Annotated in this window: 20 protein-coding genes; 12 read left to right on the plus strand and 8 right to left on the minus strand. The window is 55.4% G+C overall.

Annotated elements, in window-relative coordinates:
* Positions 1–16: 16 nt before the first annotated feature.
* The 4 genes from murJ to rimJ all read right to left on the minus strand — a co-directional run bounded on the left by murJ (position 17) and on the right by rimJ (position 3,852).
* Positions 17–1,552 carry a murein biosynthesis integral membrane protein MurJ gene (gene murJ / locus P346_RS16770; RefSeq protein ID WP_032658032.1) on the minus strand — a complete coding sequence of 512 codons (1,536 nt, stop codon included), beginning with the start codon at positions 1,550–1,552 and terminating at the stop codon, positions 17–19.
* A gap of 129 nt (positions 1,553–1,681) precedes the next feature.
* Positions 1,682–2,605: a Gfo/Idh/MocA family protein gene (locus P346_RS16765; RefSeq protein ID WP_032658034.1), complete on the minus strand. Its 924-nt coding sequence runs from the start codon at positions 2,603–2,605 to the stop codon at positions 1,682–1,684.
* 2 nt (positions 2,606–2,607) lie between these two features.
* On the minus strand, positions 2,608–3,258 hold the full coding sequence (locus P346_RS16760) for a YceH family protein (protein WP_032658036.1): 651 nt from the start codon (positions 3,256–3,258) through the stop codon (positions 2,608–2,610).
* A 9-nt stretch (positions 3,259–3,267) separates the two neighbouring features.
* Positions 3,268–3,852 carry a ribosomal protein S5-alanine N-acetyltransferase gene (gene rimJ, locus P346_RS16755; RefSeq protein WP_008500822.1) on the minus strand — a complete coding sequence of 195 codons (585 nt, stop codon included), beginning with the start codon at positions 3,850–3,852 and terminating at the stop codon, positions 3,268–3,270.
* Between the two features lie 236 nt (positions 3,853–4,088).
* Here rimJ and mdtH point away from each other — a divergent pair, with 236 nt between their 5' ends.
* The 9 genes from mdtH (at position 4,089) to P346_RS16715 (ending at position 10,767) form a co-directional block, all read left to right on the plus strand.
* The gene (mdtH, locus tag P346_RS16750) at positions 4,089–5,297 is read left to right on the plus strand and encodes a multidrug efflux MFS transporter MdtH (RefSeq protein WP_032658038.1); all 1,209 of its coding nucleotides are present in this window, start codon (positions 4,089–4,091) and stop codon (positions 5,295–5,297) included.
* Between the two features lie 123 nt (positions 5,298–5,420).
* Entirely contained in the window at positions 5,421–5,981 is a 561-nt protein-coding gene (locus P346_RS16745) for a lipoprotein (protein ID WP_023311126.1), read from the plus strand.
* Positions 5,982–6,107: 126 nt separating this feature from the next.
* Entirely contained in the window at positions 6,108–7,154 is a 1,047-nt protein-coding gene (pyrC, locus tag P346_RS16740; RefSeq protein ID WP_032658039.1) for a dihydroorotase, read from the plus strand.
* Between the two features lie 74 nt (positions 7,155–7,228).
* The gene (dinI, locus tag P346_RS16735; protein ID WP_008500826.1) at positions 7,229–7,474 is read left to right on the plus strand and encodes a DNA damage-inducible protein I; all 246 of its coding nucleotides are present in this window, start codon (positions 7,229–7,231) and stop codon (positions 7,472–7,474) included.
* 274 nt (positions 7,475–7,748) lie between these two features.
* Positions 7,749–8,003: a biofilm formation regulator BssS gene (gene bssS / locus P346_RS16730; RefSeq protein WP_008500827.1), complete on the plus strand. Its 255-nt coding sequence runs from the start codon at positions 7,749–7,751 to the stop codon at positions 8,001–8,003.
* 116 nt (positions 8,004–8,119) lie between these two features.
* Positions 8,120–9,238: an N-methyl-L-tryptophan oxidase gene (gene solA, locus P346_RS16725; protein WP_032658041.1), complete on the plus strand. Its 1,119-nt coding sequence runs from the start codon at positions 8,120–8,122 to the stop codon at positions 9,236–9,238.
* A gap of 60 nt (positions 9,239–9,298) precedes the next feature.
* On the plus strand, positions 9,299–9,412 hold the full coding sequence (locus P346_RS0121480; RefSeq protein ID WP_032658042.1) for a YceO family protein: 114 nt from the start codon (positions 9,299–9,301) through the stop codon (positions 9,410–9,412).
* A gap of 208 nt (positions 9,413–9,620) precedes the next feature.
* Positions 9,621–10,187, plus strand: a complete 567-nt coding sequence (locus P346_RS16720; RefSeq protein WP_032658332.1) for a cytochrome b — start codon at positions 9,621–9,623, stop codon at positions 10,185–10,187.
* Between the two features lies 1 nt (position 10,188).
* The gene (locus P346_RS16715; protein WP_024909002.1) at positions 10,189–10,767 is read left to right on the plus strand and encodes a YceI family protein; all 579 of its coding nucleotides are present in this window, start codon (positions 10,189–10,191) and stop codon (positions 10,765–10,767) included.
* Between the two features lie 41 nt (positions 10,768–10,808).
* Here the strand turns inward: P346_RS16715 and trhO are convergent, their stop codons facing one another.
* On the minus strand, positions 10,809–11,858 hold the full coding sequence (gene trhO / locus P346_RS16710) for an oxygen-dependent tRNA uridine(34) hydroxylase TrhO (protein WP_023335250.1): 1,050 nt from the start codon (positions 11,856–11,858) through the stop codon (positions 10,809–10,811).
* A 221-nt stretch (positions 11,859–12,079) separates the two neighbouring features.
* Here trhO and P346_RS16705 point away from each other — a divergent pair, with 221 nt between their 5' ends.
* The 3 genes from P346_RS16705 to P346_RS16695 all read left to right on the plus strand — a co-directional run bounded on the left by P346_RS16705 (position 12,080) and on the right by P346_RS16695 (position 14,836).
* Complete coding sequence (locus P346_RS16705; protein WP_032658045.1) at positions 12,080–13,006, plus strand: Kdo(2)-lipid IV(A) acyltransferase; 927 nt, start codon at positions 12,080–12,082, stop codon at positions 13,004–13,006.
* 140 nt (positions 13,007–13,146) lie between these two features.
* The gene (mdtG, locus tag P346_RS16700) at positions 13,147–14,364 is read left to right on the plus strand and encodes a multidrug efflux MFS transporter MdtG (protein ID WP_032658047.1); all 1,218 of its coding nucleotides are present in this window, start codon (positions 13,147–13,149) and stop codon (positions 14,362–14,364) included.
* A gap of 97 nt (positions 14,365–14,461) precedes the next feature.
* Positions 14,462–14,836 (plus strand): MysB family protein, encoded by a 375-nt coding sequence (locus P346_RS16695; RefSeq protein WP_023311118.1) that lies wholly within the window; start codon positions 14,462–14,464, stop codon positions 14,834–14,836.
* A gap of 6 nt (positions 14,837–14,842) precedes the next feature.
* Here the strand turns inward: P346_RS16695 and P346_RS16690 are convergent, their stop codons facing one another.
* The 3 genes from P346_RS16690 to mdoG form a co-directional block, all read right to left on the minus strand.
* On the minus strand, positions 14,843–15,070 hold the full coding sequence (locus P346_RS16690; protein WP_024908995.1) for a YceK/YidQ family lipoprotein: 228 nt from the start codon (positions 15,068–15,070) through the stop codon (positions 14,843–14,845).
* A gap of 85 nt (positions 15,071–15,155) precedes the next feature.
* Positions 15,156–17,684: a glucans biosynthesis glucosyltransferase MdoH gene (gene mdoH / locus P346_RS16685; RefSeq protein WP_023311116.1), complete on the minus strand. Its 2,529-nt coding sequence runs from the start codon at positions 17,682–17,684 to the stop codon at positions 15,156–15,158.
* Entirely contained in the window at positions 17,677–19,230 is a 1,554-nt protein-coding gene (gene mdoG / locus P346_RS16680; RefSeq protein ID WP_021240787.1) for a glucans biosynthesis protein MdoG, read from the minus strand. Before mdoG ends, mdoH begins: the two co-directional genes overlap by 8 nt.
* Positions 19,231–19,462 lie beyond the last annotated feature (232 nt).

The following is a 19,462-nucleotide window of genomic DNA, read 5'->3' on the forward strand; positions in this document are numbered from 1 at the left end:
ACTCCCCTTTTGGCGTTTATGCCGTACGGCGGGCAAACTCTTTCACTTTGAAGCCCAGCACCGCGAGCGTGGCAAAATAAGCCACCACCCCGACGCCCACCACGGCCATCAGCCGCATCAGACGATAAGGCATGGTGCCCTGAGACCACTCCGGCATCACGTACATCATGCCGAGCAGCGCCGCCGACATCACCAGTACCGCAACAATCAGACGTGCCAGGAAACTTCCCCAGCCCGGCTGCGGCGTGAAAATATCCTGCTTGCGCAGCTGCCAGTACAGCAGCCCGGCATTCAGACAGGCCGCCAGACCAATCGATAATGACAGGCCGGCATGCTTCAGCGGACCAATAAACGCCAGGTTCATCAGCTGGGTCATAATCAGCGTCACAATGGCGATTTTCACCGGCGTTTTAATATCCTGACGCGAGTAGAACCCGGGCGCCAGCACCTTGACGACTATAAGGCCCATCAAGCCGACCGAGTAGGCAATCAGCGCGCGCTGGGTCATCGCGGCATCAAAGGCGGTGAATTTCCCGTACTGGAAGAGCGACACCGTCAGCGGTTTAGCCAGAATACCCAGCGCCACCGCGCTCGGCAGGGCCAGCAGGAAACAGAGACGTAAACCCCAATCCATCAGGCGACAATATTCATCATGATTGCCGCTGGCAAAGCTTTTCGACAGCGACGGCAGCAGGATGGTCCCCAGCGCCACGCCCAGCACCCCGGACGGGAACTCCATCAGACGGTCGGCGTAGTACATCCAGGAAACCGAGCCGGACACGAGGAAAGAGGCAAAGATGGTGTTGATGATAAGCGAGATCTGGCTGACGGAGACGCCGAGAATAGCGGGCCCCATCTGCTTGATCACGCGCATCGCCCCGGCATCTTTCAGATTGATGCGCGGCAGCACCAGCATGCCGATTTTTTTCAGATGCGGCAGCTGGTACGCCAGCTGCAGCACGCCGCCGACGGTAACCGCCCAGGCCAGCGCCAGCACCGGCGGGTTGAAGTGCGGCGCGGCGAACAGGGCAAAACCGATCATGCTGACGTTGAGAAACGTCGGCGCAAACGCCGGGACAGAGAAGCGGTTCCAGGTGTTCAGGATCGCCCCCACCAGCGAGGCCAGCGAGATGAGCAGAATATAGGGGAAAGTAATGCGCAGCAGCTGCGAGGTCAGCGCAAATTTGTCAGCCGTATCGGCAAAACCGGGCGCGGTCACCATAATCACCCACGGCGCGGCCAGCATCCCGAGAACGGTCACCACCGCCAAAGCCAGCGTCAGCAGCCCGGAGACATAAGAAACAAAGACGCGCGTCGCGTCTTCACCCTGCTTGCTTTTATATTCCGCCAGAATGGGCACGAATGCCTGGGAAAACGCCCCTTCAGCAAAAATACGACGCAGCAGGTTCGGCAATTTGAACGCGACGAAAAAGGCGTCCGTGGCCATCCCTGCACCAAATACCCTTGCCACAATGGCGTCGCGCGCAAAACCCAGCACGCGGGAAAACATGGTCATCGAGCTGACGGCCGCCAGCGATTTTAATAAGTTCATTAACGTGAATTTCCAGAACCATACGGATTTGTAGACCGGGTGAGCGTAAGCGCCACCCGGCAAAGCCAACAAGCGGCGCTTAGTCTAACCGGATTTCAACGAATTACTATCCGCAGATGTTACAGCGAGTTATTCGCTCATGGCATCGCGCCAGAGCCTTTCCACAATGCGCTGCGCCATAATGGCCTGCTCGCCGGACGTTTCAGGAACCGTCTGATTTTGCACGCAGGCGATAAAGTGACGGGCGCATCCTGCGAAACCGCGCTGTTCGAGTGTGCTCTGCCAGCCTGGCGCCGGGAGCGTCACCACGCCGTTGCCCTTCTCTTCCCGCCACTCGCGCATGTCCGTAATGTCGTACAGCGCGCCCTCGGTCACCGCCTGCACGGATTCACGCTGGCTTCCCGCCCGACGGTGCATGCTGGTGGTAATCTGAAGATGCTCAACGGCGAAGTGGTGTTCCGCGTAGACCATCTGCCCCTGATCGTTTGTCACCAGGGTACCGCTTTTCAGCAGCGCTTCGCCGTTGCTCAGCCACAGCGCCGTATCCACAACGTGCAGATAATCATCCAGAAGGGTGAAGCGCAGATCGTTCGGCCCAATGCTGTCGGTGCGGTGTTTATCCATCCGCAGCGAGGCGAGCGTGCCCGACTGCGCCTTCAGCTGTTGATAAAGCGGCGCGAAGCGGCGGTTGAAGCCCACCATCAGCGTCAGTTTTTTGCGCGCGGCCAGCTCAATCAGCCGCTCGGCATCCTGAACATTTTCCGCCAGCGGCTTATCCACGCAGACGTGAACCCCCAAATTGAGCAGCTCGCTCACAACCTGATAGTGGGTTGCCGTTGAGGTATGCACAAAGACCGCATCACACTCGCGGGCCAGATCCTGCAGGGAGGCGGCATACGGAATGCGCCAGGTTTCGCAGATACGTTCTGCCTTTTCGCGGGTAGGTGACCATGCCCCTTGCAGGGTCCAGTCCGTCGCCGCACCTAAAACAGGCAGCCAGGCTTTTTGCGCGATACCGCCCAGCCCCACCACGCCTACGCGTAATTTTTTCACCGTCAGTCTCCCAAATGTGCCAGCAACGCATCCAGACGCTGTTTCAGCCCGGCGACCTCTTCTTCCAGCGCCTCTACGCGCGCGGCAAGACCGTCATTGCCTGCTGAGGAGCCCGCATCGCTCTCCACGGTAGCGACATCGACGTCGCCGCTGAACAGATGCATATAGCGGCTTTCACGTTTGCCCGGCTCGCGCGCCAGACGCACCACGTATGGGCCGTCTTCGCGAGAGGCCAGCCCTTCAAGGGTCTGCTCAACTTCCTGCATATCGCTGAACTCATGCATACGGGAAGCGCGCGTGCGCAGCTCTCCCGGCGTCTGCGCCCCGCGCAGCAGCAGCGTGGTGATGACCGCCACTTCCGCACTGCTCAGCTTCAGGTCGCCAAATTCGGAGTTACAGAAGCGCTGTTCGTATTTAGTCACGCGGTTGCCAAAGCCGCTGACGGTGCGCAGATAGTGGCGTTTAACCAACGCATCCAGCACGTCCTGAACCTCATGCTCGCTGAGGTTCATCACCGGCTCGCGGTTGGTCTTCTGGTTGCAGGCCATGGTTACGGCGTTGACGGAGAGCGGATACTGCTCCGGCGTGGTGACCTGTTTTTCGAGTAAGCACCCAATCACGCGCGCTTCTGTACCGTTTAGCTGATACTTCATCTTTTCTCCTTAACGACCTGCGGTCCAGTCCCGGGTGGTTAACGCCGTCAGAACGTGGTCGCGCCACTCTCCGTCTATCAGCAGATAGTCTTTGGCGTAACCCTCTTTCTCGAACCCTAAGCGGGCCAGTAAATTGCCGCTGCGCTGATTATGCGGCATATAGTTCGCCATTATGCGATGGATATGCTGCGTGCGTTGCATATAGCGGATCGCCACCGTTAACGCCTCGTACATTAGCCCCTGCCCCTGCCATTTCTGGCCGATCGAGTAGCCAAGGTAGCAGGCGTGAAACGACCCGCGCACCACGTTTGAAAAATTGGCGATCCCGATAATCTCTTTCTCTTCAGGATCCAGCAGCGCGAAATAAAACGCGCTGCCCTGCTTATGAAATTCCGTAATCATGCTGAGGCGCGCCTGCCAGCCGGAAGGGTAACAATGGCTCTCATCCCGAACGGGTTCCCAGGGTTTTAAAAACTGGCGATTCTCGGCGTAATAATCCGCCAGACGCCAGGCATCACGCTCATGCACCAGACGAACGACCAGCCTGTCCGTTGTCAGACGCACTTTTGGCACATTACTGCGATAGCCAAACATCGATACCACTCCTTCCCGTCACTTCTGCTTACCCATTAGCTTTACTATACCTGCGCCTGCGCCGTCTGTGAAAACAGTGACATACCATTTTGCCCTCTTTTCATTATTTTCGATGAGAACTCTCTATCAAAGCACCCTTTTGATAAAAAAATATTGTCACGCCCAGGGGTGGGAAAAAACGCGGCGACACCGCAGAATGTTAGCGTGCTCACCTTCTTATTTTCCCTGGAGGGAAAATGTCCCGCGTATCACAGGCCAGGAGCCTGGGTAAATATTTCCTGCTCGTCGATAACATGCTGGTCGTGCTCGGCTTTTTTGTCGTTTTTCCATTGATATCGATCCGCTTTGTCGATCAGATGGGCTGGGCGGCATTAATGGTTGGCATTGCCCTGGGATTACGCCAGTTTGTCCAACAGGGTCTGGGCGTCTTTGGCGGGGCCATCGCTGACCGCTTCGGCGCTAAGCCGATGATCGTTACCGGTATGCTGCTGCGCGCGGCAGGCTTTGCCACGATGGCGATCGCCCAGGAGCCCTGGCTGCTCTGGTTCTCCTGTTTCCTCTCCGGTATCGGCGGCACGCTGTTCGATCCGCCACGCACCGCGCTGGTGGTGAAGCTTATTCGCCCCCAGCACCGCGGCCGTTTCTTCTCGATTCTGATGATGCAGGACAGTGCCGGGGCGGTTATCGGCGCCCTGCTGGGAAGCTGGCTGCTGCAGTATGACTTCCGTCTGGTCTGCGCCGCTGGGGCGGTGCTCTTTATTCTGTGCGCGCTGTTCAATGGCCTGTTCCTGCCCGCGTGGAAACTGTCGACGGTCAAAGCGCCGGTCCGGGAAGGGCTTGGCCGCGTCCTGCGCGACAGGCGTTTTGTCACCTATGTGTTGACCCTGACGGGCTACTACATGCTGGCTGTGCAGGTCATGCTGATGCTGCCGATCATGGTTAACGATATTGCGGGCACACCTGCTGCCGTTAAATGGATGTACGCCATTGAAGCCGCACTTTCCCTGACGCTGCTCTATCCGATTGCCCGCTGGAGCGAGCGGCGTTTTCGTCTGGAGCATCGCCTGATGGCCGGGCTGTTCCTGATGACGCTGAGCATGATGCCGATCGGCCTGGTGAACTCTCTCCAGCAGCTGTTTACGCTGATTTGCACGTTCTATATTGGCTCAATCATCGCCGAGCCTGCCCGTGAAACGCTGAGCGCCTCGCTTGCGGATGCGCGTGCGCGCGGCAGCTATATGGGTTTCAGCCGGCTGGGGCTGGCGCTTGGCGGCGCATTAGGTTACGCCGGCGGCGGCTGGCTGTTTGATGCCGGCAAAGCGTTTAACCAGCCCGAACTCCCGTGGATGATGCTCGGCGCGGTGGGCTTTATGACGCTCCTTGCCCTGTGGTGGCAGTTCAGCCCGAAGCGCAGCGCGAGCGGGATGCTCGAGCCTGGCGCGTAGCCTTTCCCTCGGGCGGGAGCCCCTCCCGCCCCACTTCTCAGTTTTTTCTGCTGGTTTCTGCCAATTCACGCTGACATACTGGCGCAACAGGACAGAAGCGCCGATTTTTCGTTGAGGAACACTATGAAGAAAATTGTCTTTGCCGCGGCATTAGTTGTCAGCGGCCTGCTGGTTGGCTGTAACCAGCTCACGCAATATACCGTCAGTGAACAGGAAATTAATCAGGCGCTGGAAAAACATAACAATTTCTCTAAAGACATTGGCGTGCCGGGACTGGCGGACGCGCATATCGTGCTCACGAATCTGACCAGCCAGATCGGACGTGAAGAGCCAAACAAAGTCACCCTGGCCGGTGATGCGGATCTCGATATGTCATCCCTCTTTGGCAATCAGAAAGCCAACATCAAGCTCAAGCTGAAGGCCCTGCCCGTTTTCAACAAAGAGAAAGGGGCGATTTTCCTCCAGGAGATGGAAGTCGTCGATGCACAGGTGTCGCCGGACAAGATGGCACCGGTTCTGCAAACCCTGATGCCCTATCTCAACCAGTCGTTGCGAAATTACTTTAACCAGCAGCCCGCGTACGTCTTAAGCGAAGACAAAAGCAAGGGTGAAGCTCTGGCGAAAAAATATGCAAAAGGGATAGAGGTGAAACCGGGAGAAATTATCATTCCTTTCACCGATTAACCTGAAGGGCGCTGCGGCGCCCTTTTTTTTACGGAAAAGTGTGCAAACGAAAACGTTTCCGCTTATGATTTGTGTCCGGCAAAAACAGCCATCCTTATGACTGATTCCTGACAAGCCGGAGCTTCCATGACTGCACAACCCCAGGTTCTTAAAATCCGCCGCCCTGACGACTGGCATATCCATCTGCGTGATGGCGATATGCTGAAAACCGTCGTGCCTTATACCAGCGAAATTTATGGCCGCGCGATTGTCATGCCTAACCTGGTTCCACCAGTCACCACCGTCGATGCCGCGAAGGCCTATCGCCAGCGCATCCTGGATGCCGTCCCTGCGGGACACGATTTTACCCCGTTGATGACCTGCTATCTGACCGACTCGCTGGACCCAAACGAAGTGGAGCGCGGGTTTAACGAAGGCGTATTTACGGCGGCGAAACTCTACCCGGCGAATGCCACCACTAACTCCAGCCACGGCGTCACCAGCATTGATGCCATCATGCCGGTTCTGGAACGCATGCAGAAACTGGGCATGCCGCTGCTGGTCCATGGTGAAGTCACGCATGCCGAGATTGACATCTTCGACCGTGAAGCCCGCTTTATCGAGACCGTGATGGAGCCTCTGCGCCAGCGTCTGCCCGCGCTTAAAGTGGTCTTTGAGCATATTACTACCAAAGACGCGGCAGAGTATGTGCGCGACGGCAACGATCTTATCGCCGCTACCATTACGCCACAGCACCTGATGTTTAACCGTAACCACATGCTGGTGGGCGGGGTGCGTCCTCACCTGTACTGTCTGCCTATTCTCAAGCGCAACATCCACCAGCAGGCGCTGCGCGAGCTGGTTGCCAGCGGGTTCTCCCGCGCGTTCCTCGGCACCGATTCCGCGCCTCACGCCCGCCACCGCAAAGAGGCGAGCTGCGGCTGTGCAGGCTGCTTCAACGCCCCAACGGCACTGGCCAGCTACGCGACCGTCTTTGAAGAGATGAACGCGCTCGAACATTTTGAAGCGTTCTGCTCTCTTAACGGCCCGCGCTTCTACGGCCTGCCGGTCAATGACACCTTCATCGAACTGGAGCGTAAAGCGAGCCACGTTGAGGAGTCCATTGCGCTGACGGATGACACGCTGATCCCATTCCTGGCGGGCGAAACCGTCAACTGGACGGTAAAACGTTAAAAAATCAATGCCCCTTGTTGTCAAATCGATAATATACCTGTATAAATAAACAGTATATTACACAGGGGGCATTTATGCGTATTGAAGTCACCATAGCCAAAACAACCGTTCTGCCTGCCGGCGCGCTTGATGCACTGGCAGGCGAATTATCCCGCCGTATTAACAACACTTTTCCCGACAACGCCGGTGCCGTAACGGTGCGTTACGCCGCGGCGAACAACCTCTCCGTCATTGGTGCTGCGAAAGAAGATAAAGATCGCATCAGCGAAATCCTGCAGGAAACGTGGGAAAGCGCAGACGACTGGTTTATCACAGATTAACACTGCTCCCTCATTGTGTTTTTTTGCCGGGTCGCCCCGGCTTTTTTTCGTCTAAAAATCCTGCAAGTTCAAATTAATTCGGAATCTTCTTTAAAAATCGTGAACGAGATGGTGTTTTATTGTTCGAACAATCCTAAAAAGCAGAAAAATGTGTTGCCACCTGTTTATTTTTCCCGTTGGAACCCTTATTACTTGGTATACTGAAGATGCTTTCAGAAAAACATGCATTGAACCTCAGAGCCGTTGTCTTCTAACACGCATTAAGGGGGTTATAATGGAAAAGAATAGTGAAGTGATCCAGACCCACCCACTTGTTGGCTGGGATATCAGTACCGTAGATAGCTACGATGCGCTGATGCTGCGTTTGCACTACCAGACCCCGAATCAACTCAACCGTGAAGAAGCGGAAGTTGGACAGACGCTGTGGCTAACAACAGACGTCGCCCGTCAGTTTATTTCTATTTTAGAGGCAGGTATTGCAAAAATAGAATCTGGCGACTATCAGGAAAATGAGTATAAACGGCACTAAGCTTATGCCCACTTTTCTCTCTACAGGCACCCTCGCGGTGCCTTATTTATTTCTCCCTTGTCTAACCCCGCGTTGTTAATTACTCTGCTAACAAAACATCAGTTTACGAGATGCATATGAGATACGACTTAATCATTATTGGTAGCGGCTCCGTGGGTTCCGCTGCCGGTTATTACGCAACGCAGGCAGGTCTGAAGGTCCTGATGATCGATGCCCACCTTCCTCCTCATTCGGAGGGCAGCCATCATGGCGATACCCGCCTCATGCGCCATGCGTATGGGGAAGGCGAGCGCTATGTACCGCTGGTGCTTCGCGCCCAGACGCTGTGGGACGAGCTGGCGAAACAGACCGAAGAGCGTATTTTCGAGCGTACCGGCGTCATCAACCTTGGCCCTGCTCATTCTGATTTTCTCGCCAGCGTCGAGCGCAGCGCAAAAGCCTTTAATCTTGAAGTTGAGAAGCTGGACGCAACGGGCATTACCGCGCGCTGGCCTGAAATTACCGTCCCGGACGATTACATCGGCCTCTTTGAAGCCCACTCCGGCGTGCTGCATTGTGAAACGGCAATCAAAGCCTGGATCGATCTTGCCGCGAAAGCGGGCTGTGCGCAGCTGTTTAACTGTCCGGTGGAGGCCATCACCCATGACGAGAATGGCGTCACGGTAACGACTCTTGACGGCGACTATTCAGCGTCCCGCCTGCTCGTCAGCGCAGGAACCTGGGTTACTCGCCTGCTGCCGGAACTGCCGATCCAGCCGGTGCGCAAGGTCTTCTCCTGGTTCCAGTCCGATGGTCGCTACAGCGCTCAGAATAAATTCCCGGCCTTCACCGGCGAATTGCCGAATGGCGATCAGTTCTACGGTTTCCCTTCCGAGAAAGACGCGCTGAAAATCGGTAAACACAACGGTGGCCAGGCTATCGCCTCTCCTGACGAGCGTAAGCCCTTCGGCGCCTTCCCACAGGATGGTTCGGAAGCCTTCTCGTTCCTGCGTACTATTCTTCCGGGCGTCGGTGGCTTGCTGTATGGCGCGGCGTGTACCTACGACAACACGCCGGATGAAGACTTTATCATTGATACCCTGCCAGGGCATGACAACACCCTGCTTATCACCGGGCTGAGCGGCCACGGCTTTAAGTTCGCTTCCGTGCTGGGTGAAATCGCCGCGCAGTTTGCCCAGGGTATCACGCCGCAGTTTGATCTGACGCCCTTCTCACTCTCGCGTTTTAACGGATAATCCGCCACGGGCTTCGGAGGTTCCGGGGCCCGTTTCATTCACACTGTATTACGGGGCGTTATGCGCAGGATCGTTATCTTTCTGATGAATAATATTCGCGAGCACTTTATGCTCTATATCTTATTGTGGGCGCTGCTGGCCATTATTGATTTTGTTTACATTGTATTTTATTGAAAGCCCTGATTGACAATAATTGACATTTATTTAGCTTTATTGAAAAACTCAATTTCATCTTGCACGAAGACATTGAATTACCTTTATCGATCCTGTTCAAAAGCGCTGAAATAAAAAAAATAAAAATCAATAGACAATTATTTCAGTTGCAATATCACATCTTCCCGTTCATTTTTACCCTTCGGTTAATATGAAAATGGACATTCTGATGCAACTGCGTAACAACTCCCGGCGCTACGGAATAATATCCATAGGTTTGCACTGGATATTTGCTATTGCCGTCTACGGTATGTTTGGACTTGGGCTCTGGATGGTCACGCTCAGCTATTACGACGGCTGGTATCACCAGGCACCCGAGTTACATAAAAGCATTGGCGTCCTCCTGATGCTGGGTCTGGTTTTTCGCGTGGTCTGGCGACATATTTCCCCGCCGCCCGCCGCGCCGAAGACCCACGGCAAAATGACCCGCCTGAGTGCAGTTGCCGCGCATATCGCGCTCTATGCCCTGCTCTTCGCCATTCTGATTAGCGGCTACCTTATCTCAACGGCGGACGGTAAGCCGATTAGCGTCTTTGGCCTTTTTGACGTTCCGGCAACGCTCAGCGATGCGGGCGCTCAGGCTGACACCGCAGGGGTCGTTCACCTCTGGCTTGCGTGGAGCGTCGTGATCCTGTCCGTGCTGCACGGGCTTGCCGCCCTCAAACACCATTTTATTGATAAAGACGATACGCTAAAGCGCATGCTTGGCCGCTCGTCAGTTGACTCTGGAGCATAAAATGAAAAAACACCTGCTGGGTATCGCCCTGGGATCTCTGCTATTCACCGCCGGTTCCGCCGTGGCGGCTGATTATAAAATTGATAAAGAGGGCCAGCACGCTTTCGTCAATTTCCGTATTCAGCACCTGGGATACAGCTGGCTGTACGGTACCTTTAAGGATTTTGACGGCACATTCACCTTTGACGAGAAAAATCCTGCCGCCGACAAGGTCAACGTGACCATTAATACTAACAGCGTGGATACCAATCATGCTGAACGTGATAAACATCTGCGCAGTGGCGAATTCCTCAATGTCGGGAAATACCCACAGGCTACTTTCACCTCCACGGAAGTGAAAAAAGACGGTGATAAGCTGAATATTACCGGCAACCTGACGCTTAACGGCGTAACAAAACCGGTCACGCTGGATGCTAAATTACTGGGGCAGGGTGACGATCCGTGGGGCGGTAAACGCGCAGGATTTGAAGCAGCGGGTAAAATTCACCTGAAAGATTTTAATATCACAACGGATTTAGGCCCGGCGTCTCAGGACGTTGAGCTGATTATTTCCGTTGAAGGTGTACAGCAGAAATCATAATAGATTCGCCCGGCAGGCTTTTGCCGTGCCGGGCGTTATTATCATTCCGGGTCAGGGATACCCAGTTTGGTATTCAGACGGCCTCGTGATTTATTGAAAATCTTGTTGCCGTTTTCACGTCCTGCGCGGCGACGACGCTGCTCTTCTTCCGGCAGGATGCTCTCTTCGCTGCACAATTCGCTACAGCAGCCGTTAAATTTCTCGGCACAGGCCGGGCACTGAATAAACAGCAGATGGCACCCGTCGTTTTTGCAGTTGGTATGGGTATCGCACGGTGCACCGCACTGGTGGCACTGGGCAATAACGTCTTCCGAGATACGCTCCCCCATACGCTCGTCAAAGACAAAGTTTTTCCCGATAAAGCGTACCGGTAAACCCTGCTCGCGGGCGCGGCGGGCGTACTCGATGATGCCGCCTTCAATATGCCAGACCTTATTAAAGCCGTTGTGCTTCATCCACGCGCTGGCTTTCTCACAGCGGATACCGCCGGTGCAGTACATAACGATCTTTTTATCCTTATGTTCCTGCATCATCTCAACCGCTTTGGGCAGCTGCTCGCGGAAGGTGTCGGCCGGGATTTCCATCGCGTTCTCGAAATGCCCCACTTCGTACTCATAGTGGTTACGCATATCAATGAACACGGCATCCGGATCGTCCAGCATCGCATTCACTTCCGCAGCCTTCAGATATTCACCGACATCCGCCGCGTTAAACTCGGGATCGTCGATACCGTCCGCCACGATGCGCTCACGCACCTTCATGCGCAGCACCCAGAAGGATTTCCCGTCGTCATCCAGGGCAATGTTCAGGCGCAAGCCGTCGAGGGCCGGATCGAACTGATAAAGCACGTCGCGGAAGGCGCTGACTTTGCTTTCCGGTACGCTAATTTGCGCGTTGATGCCTTCACGGGCAAGGTAGACGCGGCCGAAGACGTTCAGGGCCGTGAACGCCTGATAAAGCGCATCGCGGGTCGCCTGCGGATCGTTGATGGTGAAGTATTTATAGAAAGAGATGGTTGTGCGCGGTTCGGTTTCAGCCAACATACGCGCTTTCAACATCTCATTCGACACGCGGTTGTGTAACACTGGCATGGTGTACAGTCCTGGAATCGTTAGAGAGAATGAAAAATCGGTCGGCATCATATAGCAAACAAAACCAATTTACATCCCCACAATTTACGCTACATTTCACACACCCTGATTAATCAGGCTTAACAATTGCTGTATTCGTGCACGCTTCGAAAGCAGATATTTTGGCTATGTCTCAAAAAATGAGACACTAGCAAAACAGGACGTTTGAAAACAGGAAAGACATGACCCAGTTACCAAAATTTACTGCCGCCCTTTTGCATCCCCGATATTGGTTGACCTGGCTTGGCATCGGCTTTTTATGGCTTCTGGTACAGCTTCCCTACCCTGTTATTTTTCGGTTGGGTAAATTTCTGGGCCGCTTCGCGCAACTGTTTATGAAGCGTCGCGCAAGAATCGCGTACCGCAATCTTGAGCTGTGTTTTCCGCAGATGAGCGAGTCAGAGCGTCACGATATGGTCGCGAAGAATTTCGAATCCGTCGGGATGGGGCTCATGGAAACCGGTATGGCGTGGTTCTGGCCGGACAAACGCATGGCCCGCTGGAGCGAGGTGACGGGAACCGGCATGGAGCCGGTGCATACGCTTCAGGCCAACCAGACGGGTGTTTTGCTGATCGGCGTCCATTTCCTGACGCTGGAAATCGGGGCGCGCATGTTCGGCATGCAGGCGCCGGGCATTGGCGTTTATCGTCCTAACGATAACCCGGTCATCGATTTAATCCAGACCAACGGCCGCATGCGCTCCAACAAAAGCATGATCGACCGTAAGGATCTGAAGGGGATGATCCGCGCGCTGAAATCCGGTGAAGTGGTCTGGTATGCCCCCGACCACGACTATGGCCCACAGGCCAGCGTATTTGTTCCCTTCTTCGCCGTTGAAGAGGCCGCCACCACGACCGGTACCTGGATGCTGGCGCGCATGTCCAAAGCCGCCATCGTGCCTTTTGTCCCCCGCCGTAAGCCGGATGGTTCAGGCTATGAACTGATGATGCTGGAGCCGGAACTCGCGCCGCCGCTCGACGATGCGGAAACCACCGCGCGCTGGATGAACAGCGTTGTGGAGAAGTGCATCATGCTGGCGCCCGAGCAGTACATGTGGCTGCACCGCCGTTTTAAAACGCGGCCACAAGGCACGCCGTCCCGCTATTAATCCTCATGCGGTCCTCAGGGCCGCATGCCGTTTTAGCTTTAAAAGCTCCTCCTCATTGCGGCAATCATAACCCAGGCGCATAATTAGCAGGCTTATTACTTTATGCTTCAGGTGCTCTGCACCTCATTATGCGGATAGTTATGTCACCCTCAGACGCCCCCATAAACTGGAAGCGTAACCTCACGGTTGCGTGGCTTGGCTGTTTTCTTACCGGCGCGGCCTTTAGCCTGGTCATGCCCTTCCTGCCGCTCTACGTCGAACAGCTTGGCGTAACGGGCCACAGCGCGCTCAATATGTGGTCCGGTCTGGTATTCAGCATCACGTTTCTCTTTTCCGCGATGGCCTCGCCCTTCTGGGGCGGCCTTGCCGATCGCAAGGGACGTAAAATCATGCTGCTGCGCTCGGCGCTGGGGATGGCCATTATCATGGCGCTGATGGGCGTGGCGCAGAACGTCTGGCAGTTTCTGATCCTGCGCGCGCTGCTTGGCCTGCTGGGAGGATTTATTCCCAACGCGAACGCCCTGATAGCCACGCAAATTCCCCGCCATAAGAGCGGCTGGGCGCTAGGGACACTCTCCACCGGCGGCGTGAGCGGTGCTCTGCTGGGACCGCTGGCCGGCGGATTACTGGCGGATAACTACGGCCTGCGTCCGGTCTTTTTCATCACCGCCAGCGTGTTGTTCCTGTGCTTTATTGTCACCCTGCTCTGTATTCGTGAAAACTTCACGCCTGTCGCCAAAAAAGAGATGCTCCACGCCAGGGAGGTGCTGACCTCGCTTAAAAATCCCAGACTGGTGCTGAGCCTGTTCGTGACGACAATGATTATCCAGGTGGCTACCGGGTCGATTGCCCCTATTCTGACGCTGTACGTTCGCGATCTGGCGGGTAACGTCAGCAATATTGCATTCATCAGCGGGCTGATTGCCTCCGTACCCGGCGTGGCGGCACTGCTGAGCGCGCCGAGGCTGGGAAAACTGGGGGACCGGGTGGGTCCGGAAAAAATCCTGATCTGCGCGCTGGTGATTTCCGTCCTGCTGCTTATCCCGATGTCGATGGTGCAAACGCCATGGCAGCTGGGCGTCCTGCGATTTTTGCTGGGAGCCGCCGACGGCGCGTTACTTCCCGCCGTGCAGACCCTGCTGGTTTACAACTCCACGAACCAGATTGCCGGGCGTATTTTCAGCTATAACCAGTCATTCCGCGATATCGGTAACGTCACCGGACCGCTGCTCGGTGCCGGGATCTCCGCCAGCTTCGGTTTTCGCGCCGTCTTTATCGTGACGGCGGGCGTCGTGTTGTTCAATGCCATTTATTCATGGTTCAGTTTATCCCGCGCGCTGCGGCCCGTGACGGAATAAGACGAACGCCTGACGGCTTATTTTCGCATTCATACTTGCAGAATCTTATATTCAGCTATTCTTTCCCTGAAACCTTCTGGAAAACAGGGAGACACCAATGACCATGTACGCCACGCTGGAAGAAGCTATTGATGCCGCTCGTGAAGAGTTCCTCGCCGACAACCCCGGCGTTGAAGAAGAAGATGCTGACGTGCAACAGCTTAATATCCAAAAATACGTTCTGCAGGATGGGGATATTATGTGGCAGGCCGAATTCTTTGCCGATGAAGGTGAAGAAGGGGAATGTTTGCCGATATTAAGCGGTGAAGGTGCGCAGGCCGTCTTTGATGGCGACTATGACGAAATCGAACTTCGGCAGGAATGGCTGGAAGAGAACACACTGCACGAGTGGGATGAGGGTGAGTTTCAGCTCGAGCCGCCGCTGGATACGGAAGAAGGTCAAACCGCTGCCGACGAGTGGGACGAGCGTTAATTTACGCTATTCGTAAGGGCCGTGGCTGGCGTCGATCGGCAGCAACAGCGTGTCGAAAATCAGCGAGAACGGCAGATCGAGCACGGTCAGGTAGCGCCATGCGGAATCACGAAGATCCCATTTCACGCCCGGGTAATACTGATTTCCGTGGCCTTGCCCTGGAATGGTGCGACTGATGATACTGCCGCAGCCGCTGAGCAGGCATGCCATCATGACGACGATGATTATTCTCATCTTTAACCTCTAAAAAAATACCGGCGATTAAGCCGGTATTTTATCTGGCGGGTGGCGATTCGCTTACCCGCCTCTTCTTAACAACTTACTTCGCCTTCAGGGCGAGCGGGTTCAGCTTCACGTCCTTATAGTAGTTCACCCACGAAGAGTATTTCTCCGGAGCAGACCACACGCGGTAGTGAAGACGCGCCATTGTCACCGGGTCGCTCAACAGCACCAGACGACGGTCGCGGTTGAGTTTTTCCGGAGTCTCGTTAAGCGCCTGCTCAACATGACGATCGCGGGCAATCTCCAGCACCTGGCTGGCGCGGTGACGCGCCGTCGCCATTGCCGTTGCCAGGGCGTTGAATGACGGGTTAAACACGGCGTGCATGAAGCCGTCATCCAGCGAGCGACTGCGGTTCTGTTCCAGGTAACGATCGGTATCCACCAGCACCTGCGGCGGGGAATACTCTTCCGGGATCAGGAACAGCTTCCAGCGTTTGGTTCGCAGCCCCACCGTTGAACGGCTGGAAATCACGGACACAAACGGCGACAGGATCAGCGAGAAGACAATCGGCGCCAGCCAGAACAGGAAGCGCAGATCCAGCCAGGCCATCCCGGCCGCCCACACCAGACCCAGCAGCAGCTGAGAACCGTGGCGCATAAAGGCTTCACCCCACGGCGTGGAGTCGTCATCACGCTGCGGTGAGTTCCAGACCACTTCCCAGCCCAGGAACGCACTGACCACAAACACGGTGTGGAATAGCATACGTACCGGTGCCAGCAGCACGGAGAACAGCACTTCCAGCAGCAGTGAAAGGGTCACGCGGAAGAAACCGCCGTACTCTTTCGAGCCTTTGCACCAGATCAGGATGATACTGAGCAGCTTAGGCAGGAACAGCAGCACCATGGTGGAGGCAAACAGCGCAATCGCCAGCTCCGGACGCCACTGCGGCCACACCGGGAACAGCTGCCGCGGTTGCAGGAAGTATTGCGGCTCCGTCAGGGCATGGACGACCTGCAGCGCAGTGGAGAGCGCGAGGAACATAAACCACAGCGGTGCGGAGAGATAAGACATCACGCCCGTCAGGAACACCGCGCGGTGAACCGGGTGCATCCCTTTTACCAGGAACAGGCGGAAGTTCATCAGGTTACCATGGCACCAGCGGCGGTCACGCTTGAGCTCGTCCAGCAGGTTCGGCGGCAGCTCTTCGTACGATCCCGGCAGGTCGTAGGCAATCCAGACTCCCCAGCCGGCGCGACGCATCAGCGCCGCTTCTACGAAGTCATGCGACAGAATAGAACCGGCAAACGAACCCTCGCCCGGCAGCGGCGCCAGCGCACAGTGCTCAATGAACGGCTTCACGCGGATAATGGCGTTGTGGCCCCAGTAGTGCGATTCACCCAGCTGCCAGAAGTGCAGACCCGCCGTAAACAGCGGCCCATAAACACGGGTGGCGAACTGCTGGCAGCGCGCATACAGCGTGTCCATACCGGACGCTTTTGGCGAAGACTGAATGATACCCGCGTTAGGGTTGGCTTCCATCAGACGCACCAGACCGCTCAGGCAGTCTCCGCTCATGACGGAGTCAGCATCCAGCACCACCATGTAGCTGTACTGGTTACCCCAGCGACGGCAGAAGTCATCGATGTTACCGCTTTTACGCTTCACGCGACGACGGCGGCGGCGGTAGAAGATCTGGCCTTCGCCCTGCACTTCTGCAATCAGCTCCATCCACGCTTTTTGTTCTGCAACGCAGATATCCGGGTTGTAGCTGTCGCTCAGGATGTAAACGTCAAAATGCTCCGCGTTGCCGGTCGCCTTTACGGACTCCCAGGTCGCACGCAGGCCCGCAAATACGCGGTCAACGTCTTCGTTACAGATAGGCATAATCAGCGCGGTACGGTGCTCGGGATTGAGGGGTTCATCCCCGACCGTTGACGCTGAAATGCTGTATTTGTCACGCCCCATGAGCAACTGCAGGAAGCCCATCAGCGCGGTCCAGAAACCGGCCGAGACCCAGCAGAAGAGGACCGCGAACAGCAGTAGAATGCCGCTCTGCAGGATATACGGCAGCAGCTGCATGAAGGAGACCCAGAGATCCTGGCCCATCATGTCCGTCGGATTGATAAACGCCCAGCCCTGGTAAGGCAGGATGGTTTTCATGTACCAGGTCGCGACGACCGTCTGCGCCAGCGTCAGAAGCAGCAGGATATAGCGACGGATTGTCCCCACGGTACGCCATTTCTGTTCGGACGCCTGCTCTTCTTTCGTCAGGCGCGACAGATAGCGCGGCGTAACATCACGCCCGCGCAGGCGATCCCAGAAGCGTCCCACCGGGTTGGTGCGCCATGGGTCTGGGAACATAGAGGAACGCGTGGCCTTCGGCATCGCCTGAAGCTGATCGCGTCCTTCATCGTCTTTAATCAACTGCCCTTCCGCCAGCGAGTCCGGCCAGGCCTGCTCCAGACGCGCCTTGACTGACCCGAGCGGCGTATCATCATCACGGGAAAACGTATGATGTTCACCATCCAGCGCGGTGTGAACCGCGCGGATGTCGCTCTTTGGCAGTGCCGCTTTTTCGATATCCGTCAGCGGCATGGCATCAATATATTCAGATGTATTATTCATTGGCAGGTAGCTGATAGCTCCAGGTTTCACTCAGCGGCTGATCGTTACTGACCAGCGCAGCACGCATTTCAGTGGTCTGTTTCGGATCTTTCACTTTCACGCGCAGGGTCAGACGCCAGCCTTTGGTTACCGGGTTGTAACGCACGGTATTCTCAACGATTTCACCGTTATCGCCGATGCTGGCCTGAGCGGCAACGGCGGTGTCCGGTGACAGTTTCTTCATATCCTGGCCCGTGAAGTCCACGACAAACGCCACGGTACCGTCAGGCTGACGGATAAGATTAGACTGCTTCACATCACCCGTTGAGCGGCGAGTCTGCATCACATACGCGTTATCCGGCGCATGCAGCTTATCTTCGTCGCGGCTGAAGGTAATGGTGTACTTGAAGTTCATCTCTTTACCGGCTTCCGGCAGCTGATCCGGCGTCCAGTAAGCGACGATGTTATCGTTGGTTTCGTCGTTGGTTGGAATTTCTACCAGTTCGACCTTGCCTTTACCCCAGTCACCGTTTGGCGTGACCCAGGCGCTTGGACGCTGGTCATAGCGATCGTCCAAATCTTCAAAGCGGGAGAACTGACGACCACGCTGCAGCAGGCCAAAACCTTGCGGGTTTTCCATTGCGAAGCTGCTAACCGCCAGATGTTTCGGGTTATTCAGCGGACGCCAGATCCACTCACCGTTACCGGCATGAATAGACAGACCGTTGGAGTCGTGCAGTTCCGGGCGGAAGTTGGTTGCCGGTGACGGCTGGTTCGGCCCAAACAGGAACATACTGGTCAGTGGCGCAACGCCCAGTTTGCCTACTTTATCACGCAGGTAAACTTTGGACTGCACGTCAACTACCGTGTCTCGACCCGGCATAATCACAAAGCGATAGGCACCGGTTGCACGCGGGGAATCCAGCAGCGCATAAATGGTCAGACGCTTATCCGTTGGTTTTGGACGTTCAATCCAGAACTCACGGAAACGCGGGAACTCTTCACCTGATGGCAGCGCGGTATCAATAGCCAGACCGCGCGCAGAAAGCCCGTACACCTGCCCCGCGCCAATGACGCGGAAATAGCTGGCTCCAAGCATGCTGACGATTTCGTCGTTTTTATCTTTGCTGTTGATCGGGTAAAGCACCTTAAAGCCTGCGAAGCCCAGGTCTTTCACCGTATCTTTGTCGTGTTGCACATTGCCAAAATTGAAGTAATCCGGGCTGTACTTGATCTTACGTACCGCGGTTGCCGTCACTTCATTGATGGCAACAGGCGTGTCGAAGTACATACCCTGATGATAAAATTCAAGCTTGAACGGGGTTTTAATATTGCTCCAGTACGCTTTATCGTGATTGAACTGGATCTGCTGATAGTCCGCATACTTCATGTCGCGGAAAACGGAGGGCAAGTTACTTTTCGGCGCTTCGTAGCTCTTGCCTGCCATCGATTTTGCCTGTTTTGCGACATCGTCGATGTTAAAGGCCAGTGCCGATGAGGTATACAGTGATAACACCACTGCAGCACCCAACCAACGCATTTTCATCATCTGTGGTTTATGTTTCATAATAAGTAAGCACTTCCCCCTTTGTGTGCTTATATCGATCCGATCCATTTTAATGGAAACTCAGGCAATCCGACAACATTATCACTGCTTTGTTCAGCTGCTGGCTCATGGATTAAGCAAATGAAAGAACCCGCTATTCACTTTGCGTGCTTATCCTGGAGACAGGGTGTCGGTCTTGGTGTAGGGTTGGCTTCGAATGTAACCATTATGAGTCTTAGGGATAAGACGAAAA

Origin of the sequence: Enterobacter sp. DC1, assembly GCF_000568075.1 — a bacterium.
GTDB classification, from domain to species: Bacteria; Pseudomonadota; Gammaproteobacteria; order Enterobacterales; family Enterobacteriaceae; genus Enterobacter; species Enterobacter asburiae.